At 60.2% G+C, this 12,857-nt stretch carries 5 protein-coding genes; all 5 read right to left on the bottom strand.

Annotated features, from left to right (window positions below):
* The 5 genes from ACMGEE_RS08520 to ACMGEE_RS08540 all read right to left on the bottom strand — a co-directional run bounded on the left by ACMGEE_RS08520 (nucleotide 1) and on the right by ACMGEE_RS08540 (nucleotide 12,853).
* A complete protein-coding gene (locus tag ACMGEE_RS08520; RefSeq protein ID WP_436829891.1) occupies nucleotides 1–3,090 on the bottom strand; it encodes a multidrug efflux RND transporter permease subunit in 3,090 nt (1,029 codons plus the stop codon).
* Nucleotides 3,087–6,257 carry an efflux RND transporter permease subunit gene (locus tag ACMGEE_RS08525; RefSeq protein WP_436829892.1) on the bottom strand — a complete coding sequence of 1,057 codons (3,171 nt, stop codon included), beginning with the start codon at nucleotides 6,255–6,257 and terminating at the stop codon, nucleotides 3,087–3,089. The genes ACMGEE_RS08520 and ACMGEE_RS08525 overlap by 4 nt, the downstream gene beginning before the upstream one ends.
* Complete coding sequence (locus ACMGEE_RS08530) at nucleotides 6,254–7,447, bottom strand: MdtA/MuxA family multidrug efflux RND transporter periplasmic adaptor subunit (RefSeq protein ID WP_436829893.1); 1,194 nt, start codon at nucleotides 7,445–7,447, stop codon at nucleotides 6,254–6,256. The genes ACMGEE_RS08525 and ACMGEE_RS08530 overlap by 4 nt, the downstream gene beginning before the upstream one ends.
* Nucleotides 7,448–7,974: 527 nt before the next feature.
* Nucleotides 7,975–10,884 carry a S8 family serine peptidase gene (locus tag ACMGEE_RS08535; protein ID WP_436829894.1) on the bottom strand — a complete coding sequence of 970 codons (2,910 nt, stop codon included), beginning with the start codon at nucleotides 10,882–10,884 and terminating at the stop codon, nucleotides 7,975–7,977.
* 250 nt (nucleotides 10,885–11,134) lie between these two features.
* Nucleotides 11,135–12,853, bottom strand: coding sequence for a penicillin-binding transpeptidase domain-containing protein (locus tag ACMGEE_RS08540; RefSeq protein WP_301730080.1), 1,719 nt, complete (start codon nucleotides 12,851–12,853; stop codon nucleotides 11,135–11,137).
* Nucleotides 12,854–12,857: the final 4 nt, after the last annotated feature.

A 12,857-nucleotide genomic window follows, 5' to 3' on the forward strand; every position in this document is an offset into this window, starting at 1 on the left:
TTAAGCTCTGAGGCGCGCCCACTGACGTTTAGCGGCGCGGCTGGCACGATCGAGATAGAGGTAAACCACCGGCGTGGTAAACAGTGTTAACAGCTGGCTCAGCGCCAGGCCGCCAGCGATGGCCAGGCCCAACGGACTGCGCAGATCGGCGTCGCCGCCGCTGCCCAGCGCCAGCGGCAGCGCGCCGAAAAAGGCGGCCAGCGTGGTCATCATAATGGGCCGGAAGCGCATCAGGCAGGCCTGTACAATCGCCTGCTGCGGCGTCATGCCCTGCTTGCGTTCCGCCGCCAGCGCGAAGTCGATCATCATAATGGCATTCTTTTTTACGATGCCGATCAGCAGCAGAATGCCTATCAAGGCGATCACCGTCAGCTGCGTGCCGGTCATCAGCAGCAGCAACAGCGCGCCAACGCCTGCGGACGGCAGCGTGGAAAGGATGGTCAGCGGATGAATATAGCTTTCATAGAGCATCCCCAGCACGATATAGACGGCCGCCAGCGCGGCAAGGATCAGCCACGGCATGGACGCGGTGAGATCGCCAAAGGCTTTCGCTGTGCCCTGGAAACCGGCCTGAATATCGCCCGGCAGCGCAATTTTCGCCATCGCGGCTTTAATCAGTACCGAAGCCTGCTCCAGCGAAACGCCGTCCGCCAGGTTAAAGGCAATCGTGCTGGTGGCCGACTGGCCCTGATGCGCCACCGACAGCGGCGCGTTGGCGCCGCTGAAGCGGGCGAAAGCCGAAAGCGGCACCTGGTCGCCGGCATCGTTAATCACATACAGTTTGTTGAGCGTCTCCGGGTCGCGCGTCCAGCTATCCTGCAACGACATCACCACATGGTACTGATTCAGCGTCTTGTACAGCGTGGCGACCTGGCGCTGCGCAAACGAATTATTCAGCAGCGTATCGACCATCTCCACGTTGACCCCCAGCCGTTTGGCGCGATCGCGATCGATCGTGACCATTACCTCCTGGCCGCCGGTTTGTGAGTCGGAATCGACGCTGGTCAGCTGTGGGATCGCCTCCAGCGCGGCCTTGACCTTCGGCGTCCAGACACGCAGCGTCTCCAGATTGTCAGCCTGAAGGCTGTACTGATAGCTGGCGTTGGCGCTGCGGCCGCCGATATGAATATCCTGCGCCGCCATCAGAAACAGCTCCACGCCCGGCACGTTGCGCGTTTTGCCGCTCAGCCGGTTGGCGACTTCCGTCGCCGTCGCGTCACGTTGGTCGAAGTCTTTCAGATGCACGAAAAAGTTGGCGGTGTTGCGCGAACCGAACGCGCCGCTGCCCATTGACGACATCACGCCGTCCACCGCCGGATCCTGCTGGATCAGTCTGGCGAACGCCTCCATTTTCGGCTTCATCGCCTGGAAAGAGACGTTTTGATCGGCGCGCAGCATCCCCATCAGCAGACCGGTATCCTGATTGGGGAAAAAGCCTTTCTGCACCACCGAATAGAGAAACAGATTGAGGATCACCGTCAGCATCAAGCTAAACAGCGTCAGCCGCTGATGGCGCATCACCCAGTTCAGCCCGCGGGCGTAGGCGGCCAGCAGACGATTAAGGCCGTTTTCGATCCACTGATAAAGCGGATGCGGCCGCGCGGTGACGCCGGGTTTACGCTTCAGCAGCCGCGAACAGAGCATCGGCGTGAGGCTGAGCGACACCAGCATAGAGATAATCAGCGAAACGGTCAGCGTCACCGCAAACTCGCGAAACAGGCGGCCAACGATGCTGCCCATCAGCAGGATCGGGATAAACACCGCCACCAGCGACAGCGTCATCGACAGCACGGTAAAGCTCACCTCGTTCGCGCCTTTCAGCGCGGCGCGCACCGGGCTTAGCCCCTCTTCTATATAGCGCGTGATGTTTTCCAGCACCACGATGGCGTCGTCCACCACAAAGCCGGTGGCGATGATCAGCGCCATCAGCGACAGGTTATCCAGGCTGTAGCCGAGCAAATACATCACCGCACAGGTGCCCACCAGCGAAACGGGCAGCGCCAGCGCGGGAATGGCCACCGCCTGCAAATTGCGTAAGAAAATAAAGACCACGCCAATCACCAGCGCGATGGCGATCAGCAACGTTTCTTCGGTGTCATAAAGGGACGCGCGCACGTTGGGAGAGCGGTCAACCACGATTTTCAGCGAGACGTCGGCCGGCAGGTTTTCCTCCAGCGCCGGCAGCTGCGCTTTGATGGCATCAATGGTTTGCAGCATATTGGCGCCCGCCTGGCGCGTGACGCCGATCATCACCGACGGCGAACCGTTGAAGTAACCGACGTTGTACTGGTCCTCTACCGAATCGTAAACGGTGGCGATGTCGCTGAGGCGGATAGCGCGGCCGTTCTGGTAGCTGACCACTAAATCGCGGTACTGCTTTGCGCCGTCCAGCTGGCTGTTGCCGTCAATCACCCAGCTCTGGTTAGCGCCCTGCAACATCCCTTTCGGCAGATTGCTGGTGCTGTTGGCAATAGCGGCGCGCACCGTATCCAGCGAGATCCCGGCATGGGCCAGCATTTGCGGCTGTAAATCTATCCTGACCGCCGGCAGCGCACTGCCCATCAGCGAGACGTCGCCAACGCCCTGCACCTGCGCGATTTTCTGGTCGATTTTGCTCTCGGCGATATCGTACAGCTCGCCTTTGGAACGCGTAGTGGACGTCAGCGCCAGCATCACAATTGGCGCGTCGGACGGGTTGGCTTTACGATAGGTCGGCAGCGACGGCATGCTGCTCGGCAGCAGGCTGCGCGAGGCGTTGATCGCCGCCTGTACATCCCGCGCCGCGCCGTTGATGTCGCGGGTCAGCTCAAACTGCAAAATGATATTGCTGGAGCCCTGCGAGCTGCTGGAGGTCATCTCGGTAATGCCCGCGATTTGCCCCAGCGCGCGCTCCAGCGGCGTGGCGACCGTGGCCGCCATCGTCTCCGGGCTGGCGCCCGGCAGGCTGGCGGAAACCATAATGGTCGGGAAATCGACCTGCGGCAGCGGCGCGACGGGCAGCAAACGATAGCCCAGCGCGCCCAGCAGCAGCAGCGCCAGCGTTAACAGCAGCGTGGTAACGGGCCGGAAGATAAAAAAGCGCGTAATCATTTAGCCGCCCGCATTCTGCGGCGTGCCCGCCCGGCCAGGCGATCGAACCACAGATAGATCACCGGCGTGGAGAACAGCGTCAGCACCTGGCTGAAGATCAGGCCGCCGACAATCACCAGCCCCAGCGGCTGGCGCAGTTCAGCGCCCGAGCCGGAGGCCAGCATCAGCGGCAGCGCGCCAAGCAGCGCCGCCATGGTGGTCATCAGGATCGGGCGGAAGCGCAGCAGACAGGCCTGATGGATCGCTTCCCGCGGGCTGAGGTGCTGCTTTTTCTCCGCATCCAGCGCAAAGTCGATCATCATAATCGCGTTCTTTTTCACAATGCCGATCAGCAATATCACCCCAATCAGCGCAATCAGGCTGAATTCCGTGCCCGCCAGCAGCAGCGTCAGCAGCGCGCCGACCGCCGCCGACGGCAGCGTGGAGAGAATGGTCACCGGATGAATAAAGCTTTCATAAAGAATGCCCAGCACCACGTACATGGTCAGCAGCGCGGCCAGGATCAGCCACAGCGTGTTGCCGGTAGCGTTCTGGAAAGCTTCGGTTTCGCCCTGATAGCGCAGCGTCATGCTGGACGGCACCTTCAGGCTTTGCTGCGTCTCCGCTATCGCCTTTTGCGCCTCTTCCAGCGAGTAGCCGTCGTTGAGATTGAACGAGACGGTCACCGCCGGGAACTGGTTCAGCCGCATATGCACCAGCGAGCCGATGCGCTGATGAATGGTGGCGACTGAGGTCAGCCGCACCATGCCGCCGCTGCTGGTTGAAGAAGCGCTGTCAGACGAGCTGCTGTCGGTATCGCTTGAGGTGCCGCTGCTCGTGGAGGTGGTCGAGGACGAAGCGGCAGCCGCCAGCCAGATGTCGTTAAACGAGGCCGGAGACTGCTGATACTGCGGCGCGACCTCCAGCACCACCCGGTACTGATTCGACTGGGTAAAAATGGTGGAGACCAGCCGCTGGCCGAAAGCGTTATACAGCGCGGTATCCACGTCGGCGGCGGTAATGCCGTAACGCGCCGCCGCATCGCGGTTCAGTTCGACCCAGGCGACCTGCCCCTGATCCTGCAAATCGCTGACCACCGAGCTGAACTCCGGCCGTTTTTCCAGCGCGGCCACCAGCTTCGGCGTCCAGGCGACCAGGTTTTCGCTGTCGGCGTCGTCCAGCGAGAACTGATAGCGATCCGGCGTGACCCGATCGTTGACCGTCAGATCCTGCGCGGCCTGCATATAAAGCTGAATGCCCGGCACGCTGCGGGTCGCCTGTTGCAGTTCGGCAATCACCTGGTCGGCCCGCTCGTCGCGCTGGTCAAACGACTTCAGGTTGATTTGCAGCCGCCCGCTGTTCAGGCTGGTATTATTGCCGTCGATGCCGATAGTGGAAGAAAGACTTTCTACCGCCGGGTTCTTCAGCACGATAGCCACCAGCTGCTGCTGCCGCTTCGCCATTTCACCGAAGGAAACGTCCTGAGAAGCGACGGTCACGCCCTGGATCAGCCCGGTATCCTGCGCAGGGAAAAAGCCTTTGGGAATAACCAGATAGAGCAGCGCGGTCAGCGCCAGCGTCGCCAGCGCTACCAGCAACGTCAGGCGCTGATGGTTAAGCACTATCGTCAGCAGGCGATCGTAACCGGCCACCAGCTTATCGAAGAACTGACCGCCCTTGCGGTAAAAGCGGCTCTGCTTCTCTTCCGGGATATGGCGCAGCAGACAGGCGCAAAGCATCGGCGTAAGCGTCAGCGAAACCAGCATGGAAACCAGAATCGACACCGCCAGCGTAATGGCGAACTCGCGAAACAGCCGTCCGACCACGTCGCCCATAAACAGCAGCGGGATCAGCACCGCAATCAGCGAAAAGGTCAGCGAGATAATGGTGAAGCCAATCTGCGCCGAGCCTTTCAGCGCCGCCTCCATCGGCGTTTCGCCCTGCTCCAGCCGCCTTGAGATATTTTCCACCACTACGATAGCGTCATCAATAACGAAACCGGTGGCGATAGTCAGCGCCATCAGCGACAGGTTATTCAGGCTGAAGCCCGCCAGATACATCACGCCAAAGGTGCCGACCAGCGACAGCGGCACCGCCACGCTCGGGATCAGCGTCGCCGCCACGTTGCGCAGAAACAGAAAGGTCACCATCACCACCAGCGCGATCGACAGCATCAGCTCAAACTGCACGTCGCTGATGGAGGCGCGAATGGTCTGGGTGCGGTCGGAGAGGATCTGCACTTTTACCCCGTCCGGCAGCGCGGCCTGAAGCGTCGGCAGCTGCTTTTTAATGTTGTCCACCACCGCAATCACGTTGGCGCCGGGCTGGCGCTGGACGCTAATCACAATCGCCGGGCTGTTGTTGGCCCAGGCCGACTGATAGCTGTTTTCCGCCGCCTCTTCGATATGGGCGATATCCTTCAGCCGCAGCGCCGCGCCGTTCTGATATGTAAGGATCAGGTTGCCGTATTCCTCTGCGGTGCGCAGCTGGTCGTTGGCGTCGATGGTTATCGAATGGTATTTGCCGTCGAAACCGCCTTTCGAGCCGTTGACGTTGCTGTTGCTAATCAGCGTATTGACGTCTTCCAGCGTCAGCCCGTGCGCCGCCAGCGCTTTGGGATCCATCTGCACGCGGATAGCGGGCTGATGGCCGCCCGCCAGCGTCACCATGCCGACGCCGGAGATTTGCGACAGCTTCAGCGCGACGCGGGTGTTGACCAGGTCCTGGACTTTAATCAGCGGCAGCGTATCCGAGCTGGCCGCCAGCGTGATCACCGCCGTATCCGCCGGGTTCACCTTTTTATAGGTTGGCGGATTAGGCAAGTCGGAGGGCAGCAGGCTGTTGGCGGCGTTGATCGCCGCCTGCACTTCCTGCTCCGCCACGTCCAGCGACAGATCCAGCGAGAACTTCAGCGTGATCACCGACGAGCCGCCCGAGCTGCTGGAGGCCATCTGGCTCAGGCCCGCCATCTGCCCGAGCTGCCTTTCCAGCGGCGCGGTAACGCCCGATGCCATCACGTCCGGACTCGCGCCCGGATAGAGCGTGGTGACCTGAATGGTCGGATAATCCACCTGCGGCAGCGCGGAGGTAGAAAGAAACTTATAGGCGAAAACGCCGGAGATCAGCACGCCGATCATCAGCAGGATAGTGGCGACCGGACGCGCGATAAAAATGCGGGACGGATTCATTGCGCTTTCGCTTTGTCGCTGGCGGCCGGAGTTTCATCAGCCGTAACCACAGTGACTTTGCTGCCGTTGCTTAGCCGATCGATGCCTACGGTAACGACCTGCTCGCCCGCCTTCACGCCTTCGGTAATCGCCTGCTGCGTGTCGCCCAGCGTCGGCCCGGTTTTCACCGCGCGGCGCGTAACCGTTTTATCGCTGCCGATCACGTAGACGAAGCTGCCGTCGCTGCTGAGCTGCAACGCCTGCGCCGGGATCACGGTCGCCTGCTTCAGGGTGCCGGTTTGCAGCCGCAGATCCACAAACTGGTTGGGATAGAGCGCCTCGTCCTGATTGTCGAACAGCGCTTTCAGCTCGACCGTGCCGGTAGCGGTGTCGATCTGGTTGCTGATAAACCGCACGCTGCCGGAAGCCAGCGCCTTATCGCCATCCTGATCGAACGCGGTTGCTGGCAGCGTCTGCCCGTTATGCAGCGCCTTAATCAGCGTGGGAATGTTGCTTTGCGGAACGCTGAAGGTCACGGCGGCGGGCTGCATCTGGGTAATGGTCACCAGGCCGGTGGTGTCGCTGCTCTGTACCATATTGCCTTCGTCAACCAGGCGCAGGCCAACGCGCCCGGAAACCGGCGCGGTGATGCGTGCAAATTCAATATTCAGCTTTGCCGAGGCGATTTGCGCCTGGTCGGCTTTTACCGCCCCGCGATACTGCCCCACCGTGGCGGCCTGCGTATCCAAATCCTGGCGGGCTAAAGAGTCCTGCGCATAGAGTTTGCGGTAGCGCGCCAGCGTCAGCTCCGCGCTTTGCAGCAGCGCCTGGTTCTGGCTGAGATCGCCCTGGTACTGCGCCAGCGTGGCCTCATAGCTGCGCGGATCGATCTGCGCCAGCAGCTGGCCGGCTTCGACCTGCTGCCCTTCCGTAAAGTAAACCTTCATCAGCTGCCCGTCCACGCGGCTGGTAACAGTAACGGTAGCATTAGGGATCACCGTGCCGAGCGCGGTCAGGTAAACCGGTACGTCGGCGGTGGTAACCAGCCCGGCGTGAACCGCTACCGGGCCGGCCATCATCATGCCGGGGCCGCCTGGCCTGGCCGCGCCGCTGCCGTGCGGCCAGAAACGCCAGACCAGCAAAATGGCCAGAATAATAAGAGCGGCAAGGATAAGTTTGCGACGGAAGGGTTTTGCTGTTGTAGAGGTCATGAGGCTCAGTCGGATCAAATAAAACAAAGAAGCGGCAGCATCTCGTCACCGCCAGAAAAAAGCAGGTCATCTGACCCGGCGGTATTATGATTGAGCAGGCTGATTAAATTCCATGCTCAGAACGTAAGGTTTCTGTTAAGGGTGGTTTACAAGTCTCAGCCGTCGAATTCAGGCCGCCGCGTTATTGCCATCTGCCGTCAGGGCGTAGGCATTTTAAGCACGGGCGAAAAAAAAGCTGGCAGCAAGGCCAGCTTGAGGTTGTTGACAAACTCATATTCTGTCATCAAATTGCGTTCGGGCCGGTGAAAAACAGCAGAGGCAGATCGGAACACGGACACGCCGTAGATACGTCCCTGTAGGCTCGTTTGGCGCGTCCATGCGCCAAAACGGTCCGCTTATCCGCTCAGCCTCTGCCGCCGTGAAACAGCTGGGTCGCTGTAAAAAACACCAGACTGCATCCGCTATTTAAGTTTGCCTGCAGTCTGAAGCTGGCAGCAAGGCCAGCTTCTGTCATTGTCGCGCCGCGATTAAAAGGCGATATCCACGCCGCCGCGGAAGACCGACTCGTCGCCTTTCTCCGCCACGTGCTTGTCCACTCGCAGGAACAGGCGCGCATCTTTCGCTTTGCCTACGTCCAGCCGCATCCCGTACCACTGAGAATCCCTGTCCAGCGTCATGCCCGGAATGGCGAAGCTGTCGCCTTCAGAACCGGTGCCTGTCCAGCGGGCGTTCACATCCAGCGACGGATTGGTAAAGGCGTGCTGGTGCTCGCCGTAGACGGAAAGCAGCGACCACCATTGATCGACCTCAAGCAGAGGCGCGCTCAGGTTAAGGCCGGTGAGGCCAACGGTGCGGCTGTAACGGGCACTGTCGCCTTGCAGTCCCAGCGCGCCGGCCTCATCGTTAAAGCCGCCGGTATAGAGCTGGCTCAGCTTCATGCCGACATAAGGTTGCAGCGTCAGCCTGTCGTCCAGCGACCAGCGGTAGCCGGTTTTGACCAGCGCCTGCCAGCTGTCGTTGCGCGTTTCTGATGAAGATGAACGCACGCCGTTCAGCAGCAGCACGCGATCGAGATCGGTCTCGCCATGCTGATAGCTCAGGTTGCCCTGCCAGAACCATTCCGGCGTTACGGCATACTGTCCATAAAGCATAACGCCCTGCAAACTGTTGGTGCTGTTGCCGCCGCTGCCTTCGTAGCTGGCCCGGATTTCGCTATCGGTGACGGCCGCGCCTACCCGCAGTCCCGGCACGTCGAAACTGCTGTCCACGCCAATCGCAGTAGTGTTGGTGCGGTAGTGGCTGCCCAGATAACCATCCTGCTGCAAATCGCCGTGCAGCGTGCCCGTTTCCGCCCACATGCCGTAAGGCTTTTGCCGCGCCGGATCGAGGCGGTTATTCAGCAGCTGGTTCTGGTAATCCAGGCTGTTGAAGAGAATAGCATTGCCGCTGGCGTGTGCCTGGCCGGAAAGCGAATCCAGCACCGCTTCAGCCGCCGCGCCGCTGCCGATACGCTGGAAAGCCGCCGCATCCTGCAACAGTTCGGTTTGCTGCGCGGAAAGGCCCGACTGCGTCGACAGCCTGTCGGCCGCCTGCAACGCCCGCTCGACGTTGGCGGCGCTTTGCAGCGTTGCTTTGCCGGTCAGTCCCGCCGCCTGGGCCGCCTGAACGGTATTCACTCGCTGAAAATGTCCGGTAACGCTGTTGGCGCTGTAGGCCACCGTGCCTTTCAGGAAGACGCCGGTATCCACGCTGGTGAACTGTCCGCTGATGCCCTGTCCGCTTTCCAGCAGCGATTCGTTGGTCTGCACAATATAGGTATCGGAAGGCAAGGTAACCTGAAGCGCGCCGTTGAGCGTCGCCGGGCCTGCAACCGTCAGCGGCTGAGAGAGCGTTATCCGCAGCGTGCCGTCGGCGCTTTGCTGATAGCTGCCGACCACGCGCAGCCCGCCAGCGGCGGTGGTTACCACCGTGCCCTGGTTGCTCAGATTACCGTTGATCCGGCCCGAGCCTGCCAGCAGCCCGCTGCCCGTTACGCGCACGTCGCTGGCGACGCTGCCGTCGATAAACAGACTGTTGCTTTCCACCCGTGTTGCGCCGGTGTAGGTGTTATTGCCGCTCAGCGTCAGGCTGCCGCCCGCGTTGCTGGCGCCGCTGACAATCAGGCCGCCGCTGCCGCTGATATCGTTGGCAAACACGTAGCTGCCGTAGGTCAGCGCGGCGGTAAAGTCATCGCCATAAAACATCCCCGGGCCTCGTAACGCCTTATCGACATTCACATTTCCCCAGCCGAAGGTGTTGTTATAGGGCCGCCCGTTGGCGGTGTCCTGGCTGACGCCCGCCACGGCATCGCTGTGGTAATCCGCCGTCGTCAGCAAAGTTTGCTGAAGGTTGTAGCCGGTCATCCACGGAAACTGCGCCGACACACGGGATGCCGCGCCGGTCACGCGAGGTGCGGCGAAAGAAGTGCCGTATTTGCGACCCAGCGTGCCGTTGTCCTGCAGGTAATCCGCATAGCCGGGCGCGGCCAGACACCAGGCGGCGACATCGCCACAGGCGTCAAACACAAACAGCTCCGGCGGACGGCTGCCCTGCGCCACGGTATAGCCAGGCACATAGCCGGTCACGGCGATCAGCCCTTTTTGCAGGCTGGGGTCATTGTAGATTAAAGGGATCTGCGCGTTCGGCGAAGGCGTGGACGTCCCGTTGTTGCCGGTCACCACTACGCCCAACGCGTTAGCGCTGACGATGCTGCTCAGGCTGTCACGCAGCAGATCGTAACGCCCGCTGGTTCTGGCGCTTTGCTGCTGTGCCGTGGTAGCCAGCCGCTCGCCGGAAGCATAAGACATGTTAATTATTTTTACGCCGTTATTGAGCAGCCCGCTGATAGCCTTTTGCGTATCCTGGTAATAAAAAAGGTTATTACTGGAAGCCTGCGCTATCCATAAATCGCTGTCCGGCGCCACGCCGCCGGCAAACGCCCCGCTGGCCAGGCCGGCCGCCGTCAGCGCCACCAACGTGCCGTGCCCTGCCTGACCGTTATTATCGTTCAGGGTCTGGCTGCCGCCGGAAAGATAAGAGGCGAAATGGACATTGTCGTAGTTGATGTCAGAACGACCGGCCGCCAGGCCCGAATCGACAATACCGACTTTAACCTTGCCGTAGGTAACGACTGGCGAAACCGGCATCGGCTCTGGGGTTGGCGCCGAATCGGTAGTCGGCGTCGTCTCGGCTACGGGTTCGGTTGTCGGCGTTGGCGTCGGCGTCGGCGTTGGCGCGGGATTGTTTACAGGCGCCGGCGCCATGTTCAGCGTTTCGCCACCACCACCACCGCCGCCGCCACCACCACATCCGACAAGTAATAACGTACTGATTAAAACGGCCAGCACCGATAGCTGAGAAGGTGCCGGAAAGTCAGGAGTCGATCTGATAATGTGCACGAATGTCCTCTTGGATCGTATGAAAGTAGAGCCATCCATGCTTTGATATAAACAGTTTAGATCTTATCTGGAGATATAACAGATATTGATATTTTAATAGATCACACAATTTCCAATTGTCAGAATAGCTGATGTTTAACAGAGGTATTTGTGCGTTAAAGCCGGAGCGGATGACGGGAGGCTAAGATAAAAAAAGCCCACGCGCTGGCGTGGGCTTCTTGTTGACGGCGGCCTCAGGTATTGGACAGTATCAGGTGCCGCTGTGCGTGGAGTAGAGCGCGTCCGGTGCCACGTTCATATGCTTGAGCACGGGGCCGATAATATTGCCGAAGACCGGCGCGGCGACCGAGCCGCCAAAGTGATCCCCTGCCGTCGGGTGGTTGATCATAATCACCAGCGCGACCTGAGGATTACTGGCTGGCGCTACGCCCGCGGTATAGTTGATATAGCCGCCGTCATATTTACCGCTCGAGCCCATTTTTTCGGCCGTTCCCGTTTTAATTGCCAGTCGATAGCCCGGTACCGCCGCGCGCACGCCGCTGCCGCCGGGCAGCGCGTCGCTTTCCATCATATGGACCACCGAGCGCACGATATCTTCGTCTGCTACCCGCGTGCCGATCACGGGCGGCGTCACTTTGGTAATCGAAAGCGGACGATAAACGCCGAAAGATCCCAGCGTGGCGTATTCACGCGCTATTTGCAGCGGCGTGACGCGCAGACCATAGCCAAAGGAGAAAGTGGCCCGTTCGATATCGGCCCAGCGTTCACGGTGCAGCGGGAAGTAGCCTACGCTTTCGCCGGTCAGCCCCAGGCCGGTGGGTTTCCCCAGGCCAAAAGAGTGGAAGGTGTTGACCAGCACTTCAGCGGGCATCGCCAGCGCAATATGCGATACGCCGATATCGCTCGATTTTTGCAGGATGCCGGTCATGGTCAGTCGCGGCCAGTGGCCCACGTCGCGGATCAGGTGGCCGTTAACGCGATAAGGCGTGGTATCCAGCACGGAATCCGGGCGCACCAGCTTGCGCGCCAGCCCTTCCATCACCACCAGCGGTTTTACCGTTGAGCCGGGTTCATAGCTGTCGTTAATGGCCGCATTACGCATCTGGTCAGGCGAAACGTTGCTGAAATTATTGGGATTATAGGAAGGATAAGACGCCATCCCCAGAATTTCGCCGGTATCGACTTTAACCAGCACCGCCGCGCCGGAATCGGCTTTGTTCAGCAGTACGCCATCGCGCAGCTTAGTGTACAGGGTGTACTGATCGAATTTATCGATGCTGAGCTGCACCGTCGGCGGCTGGCGAGGCGGCTCATAGTTAATCATGGCGATAATATTGCCGTGGGCATCCTGACGATATTTCTCTACGCCTGCCGTGCCCTGCAACACCTTATCAAAACCTTTTTCCAGCCCGTTCAGGCCGCTATTGTCCGCGCCGACAATGCCGAGCAGCGGCGCAGTCGCCTCGCTCATCGGATAGAAGCGGCTGTCGTCATAGACGGTGGAAATGCCGGAAAGATGCAGTTTAGCGATATCTTTAGCGATACCCAGCTCGATTTTATGGCCCAGGTAAAGAAAGCGACGGTTGGGATTGGCTTTGATCTGCCGGGCGATCTCTTCAGGTCGCTGATCCAAAGCGTTAGCCAGATATTCCCATTTCGCGCTGGTAAAATCGGGATTGGCTTCCAGCACGCGCTGCGGATCGGCAATGATATCGCGCGAGGGCACGCTCAGCGCCAGCGCTTCGCCGTTACGATCCAACAGCGTGCCGCGATTAGTCGGAATAGTGACCGTGCGCAGCGAGCGCTCGTCCGCCTGTTTTTCCAGCATAGGATGATTAATCAGCTGCAAATCCCCTACCCAGAGCAACAGCAGCAGCATGGAAACGAACACGCCAAGACAAATCAGGCGAAAGCGAACGGGATGAAACGGCTCCTGGTCTTTAGCCAGTGATTTCTTTAAGCGGGGCATGGCT

This window comes from Erwinia artemisiae (assembly GCF_051400835.1).
Lineage (GTDB): Bacteria > Pseudomonadota > Gammaproteobacteria > Enterobacterales > Enterobacteriaceae > Erwinia > Erwinia aeris.

Excerpts from the sequence above, each read along its gene's own strand:
- ACMGEE_RS08540 (WP_301730080.1), bottom strand. The coding sequence starts at position 12,853 with ATGCCCCGCTTAAAGAAATCACTGGCTAAAGACCAGGAGCCGTTTCAT.
- ACMGEE_RS08530 (WP_436829893.1), bottom strand. The coding sequence starts at position 7,447 with ATGACCTCTACAACAGCAAAACCCTTCCGTCGCAAACTTATCCTTGCC.
- ACMGEE_RS08525 (WP_436829892.1), bottom strand. The coding sequence starts at position 6,257 with ATGAATCCGTCCCGCATTTTTATCGCGCGTCCGGTCGCCACTATCCTG.
- ACMGEE_RS08520 (WP_436829891.1), bottom strand. The coding sequence starts at position 3,090 with ATGATTACGCGCTTTTTTATCTTCCGGCCCGTTACCACGCTGCTGTTA.